The sequence below is a fragment of the Okeania hirsuta genome, assembly GCF_003838195.1.
GTDB classification, from domain to species: Bacteria; Cyanobacteriota; Cyanobacteriia; order Cyanobacteriales; family Microcoleaceae; genus Okeania; species Okeania hirsuta.
On record NZ_RCBY01000088.1, the window covers coordinates 1 to 19,137 of the forward strand.

A 19,137-nucleotide genomic window follows, 5' to 3' on the forward strand; every position below is an offset into this window, starting at 1 on the left:
CACAGATGAAGCTGTCACTGTTGAAGAAATTGCTAATCTTAAAGATGGTTTTAAGGTGTTGAAAACTTTTGCTGTGGCTAATTTACGTTATAGAGAAGCAAGAGAAAAAGCAGAAGAAGCTCGTATTATCTTAGACCAAGCGCTAAAATCTGCCGAATCAGAAATCAAGCAATCTCCTAAACCGGATAAATAAGTTTTCTAGTATCTAATAGACTTCTATAGGCAATTAACTATAGCAAAGAAAGGGTTGGTTAGGACATATATTGATAATGAATCTTAGATAGGAAAGGTTTTTCTCACTATTTTCTATCTATGCATATCTACTACAATATCTAGATATAAGTAATCAAAGCTATTATTGCCTACATCAGTAATATTGCTGAGGGTGATGTAATTATAGTTTCCTGTAATAAATTTATAAAATCTCTACATCATCCCACAAGTCAGACAGTATTATGAAACTTTAAATCAGAGAAGATCAGATAGTTAAGTATATACTCATTTTATCAAATATTTACTTTATATATGCTACTCATAAAAAAAGCATATTTTTCATCTATATTGATTGATAATTAAATTAATAACTATTTTATAGAAGTTGAAATGTATCAATGTTTCATCAAAAATGCTCAAGGGTGACTAACTTTTAGAACTAGAGTTTAGCGTTCTAGACAACAAAATTGTGATCTGCATCATTACAAAAATTGAGAGATGTCACATCTTTTAATGATGTGACTCATTGAAGGTTACCTAATAATAATTGATACTGGGTATCGTGATTATCAAATAAAACCGATTTAAAATTTTTTAATATACTACTGGAGAAAACTTTTAATCATGTCTACAAAACAAGCTCAGTTAATCAAATTCTTGAAGTGGGAGTTGTCCATCTCTGATTCAGCGATCGCCATTGCTTTACGACATGAGGAAGAAGACCCTAATCAATTACCGATGATACTTTGGCAATACGGTCTTGTAACATTGAAGCAGTTAGATCAAATATTCGACTGGTTGCAGATGGCCCATATTTAATCGACTATATTTCCTGAATTATCTAGGCCATAGATATATTACCTTGGTAATACAAGTGAAGCGACATTTAAGGAGGTATGAATTGGGTTTTAAACCAAGAAAAATTATAAAAACTAAATTGAATAAAAAATTTCAATTAAACAAGGGAGTATCTCAGTTAGCTTTTTCAGCAAGATTACTCCCTTTTTTTTATGGAATAATAAACAGGGAAAAATTATATATAGCTATCAGCATTTAGCATTCAGCATTCAGCATTCAGCTAGAGTCAAAACTTTTAACTGTAATGTTTTGAAGTTTCTTAGTTGTCCTAATCTCAATGCGTAGTGCTATAGCAGAAGAAAGAAGGAAGAAGGAAAAATCGCGTTGTCTTAATTTTAAGCTTTTGAAATGTCCGCGCTCTTTTCTTCGACTGCTATAAATCTTTTTTATTAAACCCACATTCCGCACTTCAATTTGAATTACGATAGGTTACAGAAAACCTTGATATTGAATTGAGTAGAATTACTTATGGCGTTTACTAACTGCAAGTCAGATCATAAAGCTAATGATTGCGTTATTATTTAGTATAAAAAAAATGTCTTTAATAGAAGAAATAACAGTTAAAAATGTAGACCACTTAGGAATAGTTGCAGGACTAATTGATGAGATAGGAATAGTGGAAATAATTAACCAAAAATTAGGAGTAGATAATCGAGAAAAAATTACTTCAGGGCAAGTAATAAAAGCTTTGATTCTCAATGGATTAGGAATGGTATCACGTCCTTGATATTTGTGAGCGTCAGTTCTTTGAAGACAAGGCGGTAGAAAAATTATTAGGTACAGGTATAAAATGTGAATATTTAAACGATGATACTCTCGGTAGAGTTATGGATGATATCTATCAATTAGGATTAACAAATTTATTTATAGAAATAGGATTATTAGTTATCAAAAAGTTTAACATTGAGACTAAATATACTCACTTAGATTCAACATCGTTTCATCTTCATGGAGAATATGAGCATATTGAAACTACTGAAAATCATCAAAAAATACCAATATTAATGACAAAGGGATATTCCCGCGACCATCGACCAGATTTGAAACAATGTATACTAGTATACATTGTGAGTGGCCATAGCGGAATACCATTATTTATGAGAACTGCTGATGGTAATGAATCAGATCAAGCAGTATTTGGTCAAATTTTAGCCTGGGTGAAAAAACAAATAAAACTAGATAGTATTATAGTCTGTGATAGTGCTTTATATAGCCAAAATAATATCCAATTAATCTCAAATTGAAAATGGATAACTCGAGTCCCAAGACGATAGTGCTACGCACCGCTACGCGATACTGCTGAGGCAACGCTCCGCGTTTCATGTCGCGCAGCGAAACGCACTAACTGCTACACGACAATTGATTGATGCTCTTGACAGGAGTTTAATTCCTCCTGTGTTTTCCGCTGCTAACAGAACTTCCTAGTTCACCAGGAATACTCATTTCACATACTTTTTTATGTTCTATCAATTAATTTGTTAGCTAAAATTCTGATTAAGTGTCCACAAAGGTTCTAGAATTCAAAAGTTAATTTCCGTATAGAGGAGCCAAGTTAATGTTCTTACCTGCATACTCACCAGATTTGTCACCCATCGAACTATGTTGGTCAAAATTTAAAGAGTTTCTCGGTTCTCGTCAAGCTCGAACTCAAGAACAATTAAATCGAGTTATCAGCGAAGCGTTGGCGGAGCAAGTGCGGCAGCTCTCACGGGGTGACAAGGTAGCTGAAAGCTATATATAGAGATGGACTTATCGAATAAGCTGAAGAATACTTCCACTAAAAGAGAACCATTATTGAGAATAGATGAGGATGTGGTGCGATCGCACCACACCCCCCATCGGCGTTGAACAATAGTTCAAGTTGCCCTCTAAATCAGATGATCACTCATACTCACTTTTATTAATTTTAGTTGCTCAGAAATAATTAAATATTAAGTAGTTTATTCATGGCTTTAATTCCATTTATGTAACATGGTAATTTATGACGATTAAACTTCATTAAATCTTCTACTAATTTCCCGATAATTTCATCATTTACAATCCAATTAACAGGCTTATAATCCGAGAAAAAAATTACTGTGTCTTCTGTACTTTCTTCTTTTTTCATTGATTCTTGATACATATTTTTGAAGACCTTTCTTCTTGATTTTTTGTCCTTGAAATCAATTGATTGTGTATGAAATAGCTATTAATAAAATTAGATTGTTCAGTCTAGTTTGATTGGCCTTGGCTGCTTCTAGGTGATCACCACCACTTTTATAATCCTTAAACATTGCTTCAATTCCCATTCTCTGGCTATATACTTTTTTGACTTTCTCAATCGATGATAAATTTGTCAAAATATACCATTTTTCTGAAACATAGTTGTCGAGATATTTCTGTTTTTTATATACAAGTAAGTTATATATTCCTACCTTCTTGATTTTAGTAATTTTTTGATTTAATAATAGTTGAGCTGTACCAACTTTGACCTTTAATTCTGAGATTTGACAATATTTTTTCCCTCCTTTAATTGAGGTAGATTTTCGCTGCCTTAAGACAAAGTAAACCTGATTTTTATGAGATTTTTTTAACCAATGGGATAGAAATATACTGTGGAATTCTCTATCTGCTGTGATGATAATTTTATACCTTTTTAATAATCTTAACACAGGACGAATTACTGCCTGCTGTTCTATTAAATTACTAGCCCCTTTATGATCTAAAATCTTCCAATATATGGGTAATGCTCTATTTTTACAGGCCACACTAATCATTAATATATTAGTATTTTGCCATTGAGTTCTATCTATAATTAATATTAATTCAGAAGTCAAACTAAATACTTTCTCTACCATAATTCTTACCAAAGGAAACCAAAATATAGGTAAACTTAATTCCTTGAGGGTTAAAAATCTTTGTATATGTTTGCGCTTACTTTCTGATTGGATTGGCAGAGGAAATAAGCTTGTTAATTTTGATATTTGTACAGTTTTATATACTGATATTAAGTATCATAATATTTGTAATGTTGCTACTTGAGATGGACTCAATTTTTTCTCAATCTGATCTTGATAAAAACCTAATATATTCACTTTTTATTCATTTTTACTTGTAATTAGCAATCCTTTTTGATCATAATTATTTCAAAAATTGCTTTAATGAATAAATAATCAACCTACTGTGTGGGGTGTGGTGCGATCGCACCACACCTCCATCTATTCTCAATAATGCTTCTCTTTTAGTTGAAGTATTATTCAGCTTATTCGATGAGTTCATCTCTATATATAGCTTTCAGCTACCTTGTCACCCCGTGAGGCGGCAGCTACATCGCTCAAATTACTGAAGATGATGCCATGGGTTGGTTTGAACATTGTGGTTTATTCATATGAAAACCGCTGTATGTATCAGTAGCTTGAGTGTCAAGCGATTTTAAGCCTGTGGAGAAAATAAGTTAAAGACTGCGGTCAGTGGTTCTCACAGAAGCAGGAAGCTAACTCCAAAGCTCAAATCTCATTTGGATAAGTTTGGGTAAGTTTAGTAGTGGGTTAACTCCACCACCGTTATTATTGTCAAAATCAACGACAGTACTAGTCTGGGCATTAATAACTTCCAAGTAAGGATCGAAACCAGAATCATTGGTACTGGCAGCAACATTTACGAGTTGCCCTGGCACTTGAAATTCTAATCTATATTCATCAACTAGAGTATTGCCACTATTACTAGGTGATGGGAAAGTAAAATCGTCTTCGTTTAATTCACCATTAATATTAATAACGCTTCCTGTTTGAACTTCTCCATTAAAATCACTACCTCTGGGAGTTACATCAATGTCACCTTGAGGGACAGAAACTTGTAGAAAATAGGGATAGCTTCCTGGTTGATTTAACGTGCCAAAACTGGTAACGCGAATTTTATAGTCACGACCACCCTGAATAAATAATTCATTAGGAATTGCTGAATCGTCATAACCACCTCCATTTGTTGGTTGACCCTGCTGAATCAATGAGTTACGACCGCTACCATGATCATCTGAATCTGCTAAAACATTACCTGTATTAGCATCAATAATTTGCCAAAAAGTATCGTATTGATTTGAATTTTATGCTGTCAGAGAAATGGTTATTGGTTGACCTATTATTGCTCCGCTCAGGTCTAGATCGTATTCATCAGCTCTTGTCACCCCCCCTGCTGGGGATCTAAAAATCAGATCGTTTGTGTCTAATTCAGCATTTATATTGACTGGATTTGGCATTTGTTCTTATCTCCTATTTTTGATTAGGAAAAAATATAGCAATTCTCAATTCAATTGGTTGTGAAAATTTCTATAAAAGTTAATTTTCAACTAGATTGAGTTTTTGAATTTGTATACATAATTATCATTTAATAATTTTGGCAGTTTGTGGATTCTTAAAAAAAATTATATTTTCTTTGCTTATGGGTTTATTCTGTTAAGAAATACCTTCTATTCTAGATTGATTTTCCTTTCTACAACATTCGCGATCGCTGTGAAACGATATTGTTTTTAGTTGAATAAAAAGTCATGTATATGAGCGAGAAAACCACCTCAGTATTTACCATATCAAAATTTTTGTGGGAATGCAACCGAAATTCCTTTGAGATGCCAATTTTTAATAGAGCTTGATAAAATGAAATTGTTTGTATTTTTCTGTTGAGGAACAATGGATGGAAAGATTTGATAAGGGAAAGAACAAGCATATTATGTTTTGGAGCTTTACAGGATGAAAATTTTCAACTCTTCCTTTTCGCTCAAATTCCTAAATATTCGATGATCTTTGAGTCAGGAAATCTAGTTGAATAAGTTAAATGACACTAAACTACCCAATCTCTTCATAAAAAGATTTCAATAATTCTGTATTTTTCTGCCAATTTAGATGAGTTTTAGCAAAATTAATTGCACCTTCACTTAGTTGTTTATATAAAAAGTTCTCCTCAAACAACTTGCCCACCGACTCAACAATATTCACTGCATCAACCATAGGTAAAACCAAAGCATCTTTCTCATTTTCCATCACCAAACCAATATTAGTCCCAGGCAAAATTACAGGTTTACCCATTGCCAAAAATTCTGGTAATTTACAGGGAAAACGATAATCATTAAATTTATCTGGTCTACCTGGTTGAATTAACACATTTGCCAAAGCCAAAATTTCTGGCATTAAACTCCGGTCTACATATCCTAATTCAATGGCATATTTCCGCGCCCAATTATCATCATCTCCCAAAAAATTACAGAAATCTCTACCCGTTCTAACTAACACCGCAGGTTTACCTTCTCGGTTCAACATTGCTACAGCTAAATACAAACTTCTCACTTCATGAGTATTAGCAGCATGAACATTTCCGGTGTAGGAAAAAACTAAAGTATTTTCAGGAATATTAAACCTTTTTACTATTTCTGGATTGGGATTTCTGGGATAAAAATAATCTGTTTCTACACCAGGCCATAAAACTAAACTCGGCACATTATTCGGCACAAACTCTTTTAACTTTTCAATAATAACAGTCACTCCATCGGCACTTGCTAGAAACTCCCGATATTTCTGGGGATGAGAAACATTATCTGGAATTGCGAGAGACCCATTAGCATTAGCTATTTCTTTAAAAGGTTTGTTTAAATATTTTTCCAGAACATATTCCTCATTATCTTCCAAGTGAATTACTAATTTAAAATCATAAGCTTTCCGGAGTTTATGACAATAATTTCGCGTAACTTCTCTCGGAGTCCAAACATGAACTACATCCGGACCTTGCTGATTTTTAAATAATTTATTCAGCCGATAAAATTCACCATATTCTGTCACATTATATAAATGTGTTAAATGTTCTCCCACTTGAGAAACAGTCTGTTTATTTCTAGGAACAGCCACCACACAATCAAAGCCCAATTTAACTAAATTATTCGCAAAATGATGCACATGAAGGGCACTATTAGAATGAAAATCTTCGTACAGAACAAATAAAATATTTTTCATCAAAACTATATCTTTAGAATATGTGATTTTTTAGTAATTGTAAGTCAATAAGCTAATTAGCTATCAGCCGTCAGCTTTTATTGTTTATCCTACTCAAGTAAACATAAAATTTTATACTACTCACTCTTAAAAAAAGGGGGGTCATTTCAGTTATCAGTTATCAGTTATCAGTACCGACCACTAAAGCCGGAGGCTTGAAAATACTGGATTGAATATTCTCTTGGTCGATTGGATATGGCGAGGAAACCTCGCCATCCCTCGACCGCTTTTTCATCCCCTTAAAAGGGGAGGCTTTGGACCTCATTTTTTGGTGAGGAGAGAAGTCCTGATAAAAAGATTTTAAATGAACCAGAGGCGATCGCTAAACTTCTTTGACTCATCATACTGACAAATTTACTCCATGAGTTTTTGTACTTCATTTAATGGTAAATCTACCACTTCAGCAACTTGCTCTGCTGTTAAACCAAGTTTGATTAATTTAGAGACAGTGTTTAATTTAGTTTTGTATAAGACATTTTCAACGATGGGTTGGCAAGAGGTTGTCTTGTTGTAATTTGATTGAGTATTTGCAACATTACTATTCTCTAATTCTGCTGTTTCGGAATTAGGGCAAAGATTGAGATTGCCAATTTGTACTGGATTAACAATAATCTGATGTTGAGAATTTGTGAATCCTAAACGTTCGACTGTAGCGATAAAATTTGACTTATTTAACTTCTCTCCAAAAATCTCTGATAAAACTTGCCAGAGTTCGTATCCTTCATCCTTAACATGACCATTAGAACATTTATATTGTTCTGCAATTTCTCTATATTTTTCGTTATTCAGAACACCTTTTAAAATTCCCATTTGTAGATTATTTAGGTGTTTTCCCGTTTGCTGAAAGACTAACTCATCAATTGAATTTAAAACTGTTTGCCAGTCCATTGTCTTAGAATTAATTCTTCTGAATAGCTTATCCGCTATTATCCTTCTTTATCCGTCCTTTTTATATTTTTTTAACAAAATCTCCGTTTTTATCCGTCCTTTTCCGACTTGTGGATATGAAAATGAGGGAATTAGAATTGTATTAGATGCCTAATTATAGGGCAAAAAGAGTAAATAAATGAGGTAATAAAATGTCAAAAGTAATTACAGAATTTATCAATTCAACAAAAAAAAGCTTGGTTCGTTCTCTAACTCTAACTGTTGCTGCTACATCTGCTGTAACTTTCTTATCAGCAATTTCTGCTTATGCTGGAGGTCCTTTGAAAGCAAGAGTAATTTCTATTGATATTTGTACAGAAAACTATGGTGTTTTGAAAGGTCATAACTTAGCGGTTGCTAGAGTATTTGATGATAAAACTGGTAAAGCACCAAGCACTTTTGTTGTTTACTCTACTTATCCTGGTCATGGTCTTAACCGACCAGAATTTTTAGAAATGGCTAGAGATAGCAAAGCTAGTGGAAGATATCTAGACTTTTACTGGAGTGATAATAAAGGTAGTAATATTTGTGGAGTTACATCACCTTCTCGTTATCATTTCTTGCAAGATATGCGCTATATCCGCTGAAGCATTTGTAGTCCAGTAGGGTGCGTTAATGTTTGCGCAGCATGACCTAGGAAAATGTAACGCACCATATTAAAGCTTATATTAGGTGCGTTACTAAGCGCGCTAACACACCCTACTAGACTTGTAGATATGAAAATGAGGGAATTAGAATTGTACGAGATGGGTAATTATAGGGTTAAAAGAGTAAATAAAAATGTCAAAAAAATTGAAAACTTTCTTGAAACTAATTCCAAGTTTTATATTATGCGGAGTTTCCTTATTATCTTCTGAAACAGCTTTTGCTCAACAAAGTTGTACTGAAGTTTTTTATTCAGGAAATACCTCTAAACTATATTCTGGTGGTAAGACTTATACTATATCTAGCTCTCGTTCTGTTCGTGGTTGGAGCTACAAAGGTGGAACAATCGCTAGTTATGTCATCTTTAATGGTCAAGTATCACAAGTAATTGTAGAGAAATTTACTCCAGAAAGAGGATTTGAGAGAAAATTACATACTGTTAAAATTTCAAATAGTGACAGTATTCTTGGTTGGGACTGGGACGAAAAAACAAACAGAGCATCATATATGTTCTACGATGGTCAAAAAACCGTTGTTAGAGTACAGGATTTTTTTGGCGATAGATTTGGTGGTGTACGCAGCACAACAACGGTTTCAAATAGCCGTCTCGACAAATACTCTTCTTCTTGGACTTTATATAATGGTGTTGCTGAATATACTTTGCGTCAACAGACTTTGAAAAGGGAAGAATTTTCAAATGGAACTTTTGGTTCTGTTCTTGAGACAACATCTTACAATTCTGCCAACAGCATAGCAGGAAGAAGTTGTTATTAATAGTTCAGTAGTGGACTGACACACCTTAAATAGTGCGTTAGATGAGAAGCGTGGGGAGAAAAAGACACCTAGAAACAAAAATCTATTGCACAGTTTTAGCTATGTTAGTCTACTACTGCCTAAAGTTATTTGTTTGTATCAAGGCAAGTCCTATCTTTTATTTGAGCTTCCTAAAAAAGTAATTTTCGGGTGTCGTCCTAACCATTAAGCCTTTAGAACTCCTAGCACCGGCCTTTACTCTCCTAAGCAAACAACAGCGATACGGCTGACACCACACTCCGCGATCGCCGGATTTATGAGCCGATTTAATATCAGAGGATTTTTGAATTTCTTTTCAAACTACTCTCTTTACTATCATACGTCTTGGGCCACAGATTTTAAGCTGCGAGTATCTATAAATAGCAATCCTATTTTATTTGTGTATAAAAATCCTACTGTTTTTAGGGAATAGCGGTCAGACCCCGCGTCGCCGTCAGCTTGCTTGCAGAATGCTGACCAAGAGAGGGAACAGGGAATAGGGAACAGGTAAGAGTTTCAGTTTTTTTATCTACTTTTTGATTTGTCGCAACCTATTTAGAATTGCTATATCTATCTCGAAAATTTTTTTTTCATTTTTAAAACTTTCCTATACATCCAATAAATTTTTTCATCCCACTAACTACAATTTCAGCTATCTAATGTACTATTGCGATAGTCGCAATAGAAGAAATCATGTTTTTGACATCCTCCCCGGCCTAAAGGCACGGGGATTCCTACCGAGCTATAGCTCCTCGGGGGGTTGACGTTTTGCTGGCGCAAAGCTCCGCTAACACAGGCTGCTGCTACCTTGACGGTAGTCTTACGCTTGCCTCCGCGTCCGTTTAATGTCTCGGACTGCCCGCCCGCGACTAATATATTTATCGCTGCGTTGGTATCGCGATCGTGTTTAGCACCACAGTTAAGGCATTCCCACTCTCTCACTTGAAGGTCTAATTTGCCTCCATGAAAACCACAACAACTGCATTTTTGGCTGGTTGGCTCCCAACGATTAATTACTCTCAAATCCCGACCGTATTTTTCTGCTTTACCTTCTAGAAGTATTCGGAATGTCCGCCAACCTAAATCTGATATTGCTCTGGATAATTTACGGTTTTTCACCATACCAGATACATTCAAATCCTCTAAAACAATTGTTTGGTTTTCACAAATTATTTCAGTGGATAATTTATGCAGAAAATCTGTCCTAATGTCTTTTACTTTGGCATGAAATTTAGCTACTCTCAATCTAGCTTTTTCATATCGTTTAGACTTTAAAGTTTTCTTGGATAATGATTTACTTAACTTTCGATACTTTTTAATCCGCTTTTTCAATGGTTTAGGAGCATCAACCTTTGTACCATCGCTAAATGTAGCAAAGGTTTTGATGCCTAAGTCTATCCCCACTGAATTATCAATCTGAGGCAATATTGTGGCACAAGTTTCTACTACAAAACTTAAGAAATATCTATTAGCTGAGTCTTTAATAATAGTTACTGATGATGGAGGAGCAGGTAACTCTCTAGACCAAACTATCTTGAGTTTTCCAATCTTAGCTAAATATACTTTATGCTGACCAACTTTAAAACCTCCTCTTGTAAATCTAGCAGTTTGCTTTGACTTTCTAGTTTTAAATTTAGGAGGTCTGATCGGCTTACCTTTTCTTTGGCCTCTAGTTGATTTAAAAAAGTTTTGATAAGCTTGGTTTAAATCATTTAAAGATTGCTGCAATGGTATAGCAGAAACTTCTGATAGCCATTCTCTGTCTTCAGCCTTTTTAGCTTGAGTAATGAACTGTTTTTGTAGTTCAGAGCTACCAGGTTTCTTTTCTCCTAACTTGTATTTCTCCTGGCAGAAAGCTAGGCTATCATTCCAAACAACGCGGACACAACCAAATAGCTTTGCTAATCGGTATTTTTGTCCCGCTGTTGGATATATACGATACTTAAATCTAGCTTTCATAATCTGACTTTTTAACTAACACTTAAAATAACATATTTATTGAAAAAAACAACTAAAAAGTTGCCCTAGAAGGGCGAGGCTTTAGACCCATTTTTTCGGTAAAAACGTAGGTTTACAACTACAAAGCAAAAGTGTAATCGCTAAGTTGAATATCAAAATTCGGATTATAATATGGGTCGCCTAAATCCATATAAATTTGCCATTGGTCTAATAACAACATATAGTCAACTACATCATAATTTCTTTGTCTGTGTTTCTCTGATTGATGATTAATTAAAACACTACGGGGGGTAAATACTATTCGCTTGCCATTTTTCCTCAACTTCAAACACAAATCTACATCTTGATAATCGGAGAAAAAATGTTCATTAAAACCTCCAACCATTTCAAAATTTTGCCTACTCACTATCAAACAATCTCGACTTACAGCAGATACTTCTCTTGCACAAACTAAAGAACCTGCATAACCATCATGGTTAGAGGGAAAACCTCGCATTACATAATCAACTTTTCCAGATTTTCCTAATACAATGCCTGCGTGTTCAACAATTCCATCTGGGAAAATTAATAGTCCTCCCACGGCACCAATATCAGATTGTTCGGCGTAATATAAAAGATGTCGTTGCCAATCTTCAGTGACAACTTCCAAATTAGTATTGAGGAAAATAAAATATTCTCCTTGGGCAGTTTTGGCAGCCAGATTATAAGCACGAGAATAATTAAATTGCCCTGATAGATTTAAAACTTTCACCGCAGAATTTTGGATAATATTTTCTGTTTTTTCCCCACCAATTAAAATCACTTCATTTTTGGGATAAGTTGAAACAGACAAAAGATTTTTCGACCATTTATCAATATTTTCTGAAAGATTAGGAGCAGCAATAATTAGACTAATTAAAGGATGATTATTTCTAGGTAAAGGATTAATATTTATTCGATGTTTACCTAAACCTGGTTCTGCTTTTGCTGCTAAACCAATTCTTTGTAAATGAGAATTAACAGCAGCTTGTTGTACTACTTCAATACCTGCTTTAGCATCGGCATCTCCCGAAATACTTCCTTTAACTTGTCGCCAATGATAAAGGTGTCGAGAAATATGAGAAATTTTATTAGTTTGTTCGGAAACTCGTAACATAAACTCATAGTCTTGTACTCCATCAAATTCGCTTTTAAAACCACCAGCAGTTAAAGCTAATTCTCGACGGACACATAATAAATGACCGACATACATAACACCACGAAAATATTCAGGAGACCAGTCAGGTTTAAAGAATGGAACGATATAATTTAACCCAGAAAAATCAATTTTATCTTCATCGGAATAAACTACATCGAATCCTTCTGCCAGTTTATTGAGACTATCTTCTAATGCTGTGGAAGCTAGAGTATCATCATGGTCTAATAAACAAATATATTCTCCTGTAGCTATATTTAGAGCTTTATTTGTAGCAGCACTAATTCCGCCATTATCTTCTGAAAAGAGAACTTTAATTCTGGGTTCTTTTTCTGTTAAACCCGCAAGTATATTTCTAATTTCTGGTTGTTTCGATCCATCATCAACAATACACCATTCCCAGTTAGGGATAGATTGGTTCAGAACACTTAAAACTGTTTCCACAAACCAATCTAAAGATGAATTCCAGGTTGGAGTAAGAATACTAATAGAAGGTTTAGAGTAATCTCTTCTTACTTCTATAGAAGATTCAGAAAAACTCCTTCTTCCTTCTTCCTCCTTCCTTCTTCCTTCTATAGAAGATTCAGAAAAATCCCCTTTTCCTTCTTCCTTCTTCCTCCTTCCTTCTACTAAAGATTCAGAAAAATCCCCTTTTCCTTCTTCCTTCTTCCTTCTTCCTTCTATATCAGAAAAATCCCTTCTTCCTTCTTCCTTCTTCCTCCTTCCTTCTACTAAAATAATTTCCCAGAATTTATCAACTGTTACTCCGGATAAACCCAATAATTCCTGTTTTTGTTTGGGCGGGGGAGTAGGAGGTTTTGACTTTTGAATAACTTCTTCTAAGGGTTTAGTCAGAAGTTTTTTTTTAGCCGTAGTTGAGGTATCTGGTTCTACAGGAAATAGACTCTTGACAGGAATATTTTCCTTTTGAGATTTGAACTTTTCTAGATCAGCTTGAATTTCTTGGATTTCTATTTGCGATTTCTCCAAATCTGCCATTATTTCTGCCAGTAAAGCAGAGACAGAAGACTTAGATTCAGGAGTAATTTTTAAAGTAGATTCTGATGGTAAATTCTTCTGCAAAATCTCAGAGCGATCGCTATCTATTTTTTCCAAGTCCTGTAAATTTTCTTCCTGGTTATTTCCTAGTTCTTCTCTAACCAAACTCTCAATTTTTTCCTGATTTATTCTGAGTTTTTCGGAGGAGCGATCGCTATCTATTTTTTCCAAGTCTTGTAAATTTTCTTCCTGGTTATTTCCTGGTTCTTCTCTAACCAAACTCTCAATTTTTTCCTTGTTTACTCTGACTTCTTCCTTCTCAAGAATTACTATATCTGGATAACTTCTCTTACCCACTCGTCCACACCAAGAACCATAATTTTTTCCTAATACATTGAAACCAGCATTAATTACCCACTCCAATAATAAAGACTCCAGAAAACCCATCCCTTTTTCTGGTGAATTTAGGTCTTTAGTAAAACCTTCCTGAAGTCTATGAACAAGAGGTTGAGAACTCTTGCCTTCAGATATTAATTGTTCTGAATCGTGGTTAACTAAGAAACATTGAAATAAGAGACGACCACCTGGTTTTAAAACTCGATAAATTTCATCTAAATAATTACGAATCTTACTCCCACCTACCTGAGTAAATCTAGAACCGATAAAAACAAAATCAAAACTTTTGTCGTCGTAGGGAAGTTTCAAATCTGAGTCTATCTGACGGAAATTGAAATGTGGTTTATGGCTGCTAATATTCTGTTGTGCCCAAGATATTAATTCTTCAGAAAAGTCATTCCCCTCATAATGACCTGGAGATTTTAAATAATAGGCTAGACCATAAGCAATATTCCCAACTCCACAAGCAATTTCCAAAACTTCAGCAGTGGGTTGAAGACCTACTCTTTGGATAAAGTCGCCTAAAAATTTGCAGCTTCTTTGGATAAAGTTAATTGCTTTTCCTTCTATATATTTATCGTCAGGAATTGGCAGGGATGGATTAAAGAGTTGAAACAAAATTTCTCCCTCTTGTCCTTGAAATATTGGAGTCAGATTAATTAGAGTATTTTGACAGTTTTGAAGTTCTGCCTTTGTCAGAGGTATTTCCAGACTAAATCTAGCATTTTCAGCATTATTAAGCTTAGTCCGAACTTTTGCTACATCTGGGCTAGGTAGACCTAATTTTTGTTCAAAAGAACAAAATTCTTGACTGCCGATGAAAACTTTAAAGCTTTCTACAGAACCAAAATTGTAAGAACCCACCCATCCAGATATTATTAATTTTTGATTGGCTTTCGCTATTTGATCTAGATGACCTATGGTTGTAATTGGTTCAATTGGTGGAATGAATTTTGGTTGTTCTTGAACTATGGGTGCTTTAGAAAAAGTTAATGGTTTTGTTTTTTCTGGCACTGTATATGGCTCCAAATCAACTACATTTTTTTCTGGTAAATCAATTCCACTTTTGTCTTCTTCCTCACTTCTAACTTCTTGTTCACTTCTAACTTTTGACTTTTGACTTTTGACTTTTTCCTCCTCACCTCTAACTTCTTGTTCACTTCTGACTTCATTACTTCTTCCTTCTTCCTTATTCCCTCTTCCTTCCTTTACTTTAGACAAAACCTGACCTTTGCCTTCTTTAAATATAGGAGTTAAAGCAATCTCAGCATTTTGGAATTGTGAAATTTGTTCGGAGTTAAGAGATGCCTTAATACGAAACCTTGCTTTGCCAGAATTATGAAGATTCGGATGTAATTTTCTCACATCAGGGCTTGGTAAATTTAAGGCAGTTTCAAAATTTTCTATTTCAGTATCTGCAATAGTTAATTGAAAGCTTTTTACTGCTCCTAAATTACGAGAAACTACCCAACCTATTAATAATAATTCTTGACGGTCAAATTCTGCCCTATCCAAAGAACCCAACGTTGCTAATATTTTTGTTTTTTCTGGCACTGTATATGGTTCCAAATCAACTACATTTTTTTCAGATAAATCAATTCCACTTTTGCCTTCTTCCTTCTTTCCTCTTCCTTGATTATTAACTATATTTTCTGCTGGTAAATTAATGTCACTTCTTCCTTCTTCCTTCTTCCTTTTTCCTTCGTTTCGTAATGTTAAAGCTGCAGCATAAAGTTCCATATCTTGACTATTAGCATTTGCCAATTCATCCATTAATTTTTTGTCTGATAAAACCTCTTTCCGAAATTCAAGATATTCTGGATAAGGATTTCTGTTTTGGTAAATAACTTGATAATCTGACCAACCAAGAAGATTTTTTAGTGCCAGTAAATCCTCTTCAAAATATTCTGTAATCCCCACAAAATCAAAATAATCCAGAGATTTACCATTCACACAATAAGCCATAAGATTACTGTTATTTTCAGCAAACTTCAATAAATCTTGTTTATTTAGATACTCCTTTGTAGGATTCGAGATGTGGCGAAAACAGTAATCAGAAATTAATCTGTGGATAGGTTCTCTTAACCATGTAATTCTCTTAGTTTCAGGAAATAACTTATCGTATTTACCCGCGCGAAAATGACCCTCAATAACTTTAGTCTGCCAATGAATAGTAGCTGGCATATTATCTTCAAACATATTAGTTTTATCTGTCAGAACTCCTTGAGTTCCATAAACCTGTAATAAAACCTGTCTGAAAGCTGTTCCGGCTGCTTTTGGTACATGAACAGAAATAAGTTCTACTCGAGGAGTTTTGGTTGGTAAATTACTTGGTTGTGATGTTTTAACTAAAGCAGATAATGCCGGATTAACTGCATTTAATAAAGGTTCTCCTTCACGGTCGGCAACTAGAGGAATTAAAATAATCAGAGCATCTTTAAATTGTTGTTGCTGCTGTTTATTCATTGGCAATCTAATAATAAACCGAGCATTATTAGCAGCAGAAATATTTGGATGTGCTTTTTTCACTCCAGGACTAGGAAGACCTTGAGTTAATTCAAATCCTATTAATTGTTGACTGCCAAATACAATCTTAAAATTAGTGACAGATTCAGGCTCGAAAGAAAGAACCCATCCACTTAAACAAACAGTTTCATTTTCGATTGCTACTTGGTCTAAAAATCCTGTAGTTGCTGCTAGTTGTGTCGTTTTTTTCTGTACTATTTCAACTTTTTCCATATTGATAAGATTCTGCTAAATTATTTTTTAGTAAACAGTTAGTGGTTGGATAGATTGGGCAAATGTTAGTTAATTTATTACTTTGATTATAGTCTTACAGCAGATTCCAAGTATATGAAGTGCAGATATTAACAATTCAATTTTGCAGTGCGGGCATCTTGCCCGCGATGAGTGTACCTCACCAAGGTGGAACTTGCTATATATTATTTATTATCTTTGCTCTAATGATATTAACTAGCTAAGTATAACGGTGCAAAAAAACAGCAAGTTAGTAACGAAAAGTAAATTTGCCAAAAACTCTCTTCCCTTCTGCCTTCTGCCCTCTGCCTCCTGCCTTTTCATAACGATAATTTTCAACACCGACCTACTTATCAGCATTTCAGTACTCAGCGAATCAGCGCACTAAAAGCTTGGGTTTAAATGCCCGACTTCTAGCTTGTAGTGGAGGGGTCGCACATTCCCTTATAGAGAACCCATTTAGGATCTATTTAGGGTTTGCTGAAAAAGTCTTTAAGAAGTCTATTTTTTTTCCAAAATTAACAAATCTTCTTTAACAGATGAAGTCCGACCACACCAAGAACCATAAGATCTTTCTAGAACATTAAACCCTCGTTCATTTATCCACTTTAATAGTAAATTTTCCCTAAAACCAATCCCTCTCTCTGGTAAATCAATATCTTTAGTAAAACCATCTTCTATCTCATAAATAAGCTGTTGAGAACTTTTGCCTTTAGCTATTAACTGTTCTGATTCTGAGTTAATTAAAAAGCAAATTAATAAGCATCTCCCTCCAAGCTTCAAAACTCGATATATTTCATCAAGATAGTGCATAACTTCCAGACTTTGTAAATGAGTGAATAAATGAGACATACAGACACAATGAAAACTTTCATCAGGATAAGGAAAAGTAAAATTAATTGCTGATATTGTGCCAGTGGAGTTATACAAAGGATGATAAATATTATGCCAGTCAAAGTTCAAGTTAGGTTTGCGTGTTGTAATTTCCTTTTGTACTGAGGAAATCAATTTTTTTACCATATCAAAACCTTCGTAACGACCAGAAAGATGTAAATAATGAACTAAGGCATAAGCAACAGTACCAATATTACAACCAACATCCAGAATATGGTCTGTGTGTTGTAAACCTAATCTCTGAATTAAATCTCCTAGTAATTTGAAGGAAGTACGAATAAATTCACCGCTTCCATCAACATCAATTATTTTTATATCTTTCTCTTCAGGCAGTGGCAAAAGTGGTGTTAATACCTTTAATAAAATTAAACCCTCACCAAGCTTAAATTGAGGAGTTAAAGTAATTAATGAATACTTTAATTGGTTAATTTGCTGTTGATTTAAAAGTATTTTGAGACGGAATCTAGCATTATTTGCACTATCTAAATTAGGATGAACCTTTTCTACATCTGGACTGGGTATATTGAGAGTTTGTTCAAAAAAACTAAACACTTGATTACCAATAACAACTTTAAATCCTTCCACCATACCAGCATCAAGGGAGGCAACCCAACCAGATAAGTGCAACACTTGATTTTGAATGACTGCCCTGTCTATAGAACCCCAAGTAAGTAGAGGATTAATTTTTGTTGTTTTCTGGGTAATTTGTTGTTTTCCAGATGATAAATTTTTGAGATTTTCTTGAGTGTAGTATTGTATTTTTGATGTTTTTCTCCGGGTCTCCCGCAAACTTACTGCTTCTCTATAAAGTTCTATATCTTCGTCATTTATAGTTGATATTTTATCTACTATTTCTTGATTAGATAATACTTCTTCTAATAATAACTTGTACCCTGGATAGGGATTGGTATTTTGGGTTTCAAGTTTATATTCTGGCCAGTTTAGTATTAATTTTAGTTCATGTAAATCTTCAGGAAAAAATTCTTGAATCCCGACAAAGTCAAATTCTGTTAATTTTTGCTCTTGAACAAATTTTGATTTAATTACATTCTGCATCTCTGGTTTTTCGGCGAATTCTATAAATGTCAAATTAGACTCTTTGACCGGTGATAAATTTTGTTCATCACTTTCTAATAAAATTTGCCAAGTCTTCCAAAAAAAGTAAAAAGAGATTAATCTCTTGATTGGGTCTCTGAGCCAAATAATTTTTCTAAACTCTGGAAATTTATAATCATATTTACTACTAGTGAAATGACCATGAATTACTTTAACTTCTGGCTTGGGATTGATTAACATTTTATTACGTAAACGTCCCCTGTTTGGATAGTCAAAGAAAATTTCTTCTAGATTATATATTTGCCTCAAAACTTGTTTAAATGTTGTACCAGCAGTTTTTGGTACATGAATTGAAATAACTTTTGCCTTTGCTTCTTCTGGTCGGTGAGGTTGATTTATCTGACTCATTTTTTGGTTAAATATTGAAGAATAATATTGTGCTTAAATCTGGTT

General features: G+C 34.1%; 14 protein-coding genes and 2 pseudogenes. 6 read left to right on the top strand and 10 right to left on the bottom strand.

The annotated features are described in order from the left end of the window. The 4 genes and pseudogenes from D5R40_RS15915 to D5R40_RS15935 form a co-directional block, all read left to right on the top strand. Positions 1-193, top strand: a pseudogene (locus D5R40_RS15915) (hypothetical protein); the annotation flags it as partial. A gap of 644 nt (positions 194-837) precedes the next feature. Continuing rightward, entirely contained in the window at positions 838-1,032 is a 195-nt protein-coding gene (locus D5R40_RS15920; protein WP_124143954.1) for a DUF2949 domain-containing protein, read from the top strand. A gap of 574 nt (positions 1,033-1,606) precedes the next feature. Then, a pseudogene (locus D5R40_RS15930) lies at positions 1,607-2,312 on the top strand (IS1634 family transposase); the annotation flags it as partial. A gap of 314 nt (positions 2,313-2,626) precedes the next feature. Further along, entirely contained in the window at positions 2,627-2,812 is a 186-nt protein-coding gene (locus tag D5R40_RS15935) for a transposase (protein WP_124154899.1), read from the top strand. 183 nt (positions 2,813-2,995) lie between these two features. Here D5R40_RS15935 and D5R40_RS15940 read toward each other — a convergent pair whose 3' ends face one another. From D5R40_RS15940 to D5R40_RS15960, 7 genes are all read right to left on the bottom strand, one after another. Continuing rightward, positions 2,996-3,193 carry a hypothetical protein gene (locus D5R40_RS15940; RefSeq protein WP_124154900.1) on the bottom strand — a complete coding sequence of 66 codons (198 nt, stop codon included), beginning with the start codon at positions 3,191-3,193 and terminating at the stop codon, positions 2,996-2,998. Between the two features lie 40 nt (positions 3,194-3,233). After that, positions 3,234-4,058 carry an IS4 family transposase gene (locus tag D5R40_RS15945; RefSeq protein ID WP_124143957.1) on the bottom strand — a complete coding sequence of 275 codons (825 nt, stop codon included), beginning with the start codon at positions 4,056-4,058 and terminating at the stop codon, positions 3,234-3,236. A 133-nt stretch (positions 4,059-4,191) separates the two neighbouring features. Then, positions 4,192-4,329, bottom strand: a complete 138-nt coding sequence (locus D5R40_RS35350; protein ID WP_161564396.1) for a hypothetical protein — start codon at positions 4,327-4,329, stop codon at positions 4,192-4,194. A 214-nt stretch (positions 4,330-4,543) separates the two neighbouring features. After that, positions 4,544-5,056, bottom strand: coding sequence for a hypothetical protein (locus tag D5R40_RS15950; RefSeq protein ID WP_124143958.1), 513 nt, complete (start codon positions 5,054-5,056; stop codon positions 4,544-4,546). 96 nt (positions 5,057-5,152) lie between these two features. Beyond that, positions 5,153-5,305 (bottom strand): hypothetical protein, encoded by a 153-nt coding sequence (locus D5R40_RS35355; protein WP_161564397.1) that lies wholly within the window; start codon positions 5,303-5,305, stop codon positions 5,153-5,155. A 583-nt stretch (positions 5,306-5,888) separates the two neighbouring features. After that, positions 5,889-7,046: a glycosyltransferase family 4 protein gene (locus tag D5R40_RS15955; protein WP_124143959.1), complete on the bottom strand. Its 1,158-nt coding sequence runs from the start codon at positions 7,044-7,046 to the stop codon at positions 5,889-5,891. 393 nt (positions 7,047-7,439) lie between these two features. After that, positions 7,440-7,973 carry a helix-turn-helix domain-containing protein gene (locus D5R40_RS15960; protein ID WP_124143960.1) on the bottom strand — a complete coding sequence of 178 codons (534 nt, stop codon included), beginning with the start codon at positions 7,971-7,973 and terminating at the stop codon, positions 7,440-7,442. Positions 7,974-8,164: 191 nt separating this feature from the next. Here D5R40_RS15960 and D5R40_RS15965 point away from each other — a divergent pair, with 191 nt between their 5' ends. Then, a complete protein-coding gene (locus D5R40_RS15965) occupies positions 8,165-8,599 on the top strand; it encodes a hypothetical protein (RefSeq protein ID WP_124143961.1) in 435 nt (144 codons plus the stop codon). Between the two features lie 193 nt (positions 8,600-8,792). Next, a complete protein-coding gene (locus tag D5R40_RS15970; protein WP_124143962.1) occupies positions 8,793-9,431 on the top strand; it encodes a hypothetical protein in 639 nt (212 codons plus the stop codon). 666 nt (positions 9,432-10,097) lie between these two features. Here D5R40_RS15970 and D5R40_RS15975 read toward each other — a convergent pair. From D5R40_RS15975 to D5R40_RS15985, 3 genes are all read right to left on the bottom strand, one after another. Further along, complete coding sequence (locus D5R40_RS15975) at positions 10,098-11,408, bottom strand: RNA-guided endonuclease InsQ/TnpB family protein (RefSeq protein WP_240041599.1); 1,311 nt, start codon at positions 11,406-11,408, stop codon at positions 10,098-10,100. A gap of 118 nt (positions 11,409-11,526) precedes the next feature. Next, positions 11,527-16,716: a glycosyltransferase gene (locus D5R40_RS15980; protein WP_124154901.1), complete on the bottom strand. Its 5,190-nt coding sequence runs from the start codon at positions 16,714-16,716 to the stop codon at positions 11,527-11,529. Between the two features lie 519 nt (positions 16,717-17,235). Beyond that, positions 17,236-19,092, bottom strand: coding sequence for a sulfotransferase family 2 domain-containing protein (locus D5R40_RS15985; RefSeq protein WP_124143964.1), 1,857 nt, complete (start codon positions 19,090-19,092; stop codon positions 17,236-17,238). Positions 19,093-19,137 lie beyond the last annotated feature (45 nt).